This is a genomic window from Vibrio sp. YT-19(2023) (assembly GCF_033337395.1).
This window is the reverse complement of record NZ_JAWOQN010000890.1, coordinates 1-567: the sequence shown is the minus strand read 5'-3', so window position 1 is coordinate 567 and position 567 is coordinate 1. Positions and strand designations below refer to the sequence as shown.

1 protein-coding gene is annotated in these 567 nt (G+C 44.1%); it reads right to left on the bottom strand.

What is annotated here, in order from left to right; translation table 11 throughout:
- Positions 1-382 (bottom strand): LysR family transcriptional regulator (locus tag R7E78_RS29015; RefSeq protein ID WP_318059003.1); only part of this gene is annotated, 382 nt, incomplete at its 3' end.
- Positions 383-567 lie beyond the last annotated feature (185 nt).

Genomic DNA, 567 nt, shown 5'->3' with positions numbered 1-567 from the left:
GAAGCTTGATATTGAGAGAAGGATACAAACGCTGAAATTCCATCATACGCGGCAGTAGCCAACTCTGTGCAAACGTGGGGGCCACGCCGATGTAAAGCTCGCCACGCAGCTCGTTGAATTTGATGTCTTCAAGTTCAGAGAAAATCACCTCAAACGATTGGTTAAGCGCGTGCAGTAATCGCTCTCCTTCCTTAGTCAGCTCTAACCGCCGAGTCATACGCACAAATAAGCTGAAACCCAGTTGTTCTTCCAGTGACTTAATACGTTGGCTCACTGCCCCTTGGGTAATAAACAACTCTTCAGCGGCTTTGGTAAAACTGAGACACTTACCAGCAACGGCGAAAGTGTACATGTTAGAGAGCATCTGCTGTTTTCTGTCCATCTTGGCACTCGACATAAATTAGAAAGGCTAATGCATAGCAAGTTTAAATTGGTTTGTATAGCGAATCACGATGCTTTTTAATCAAACTGTCTTATCCATAACGAGAAACAGCACGATGAAAAAGAATCTAAAAATTACCATTATTGGCGCAGGATCCAGTTACACGCCAGAGCTTATCGAAGGTC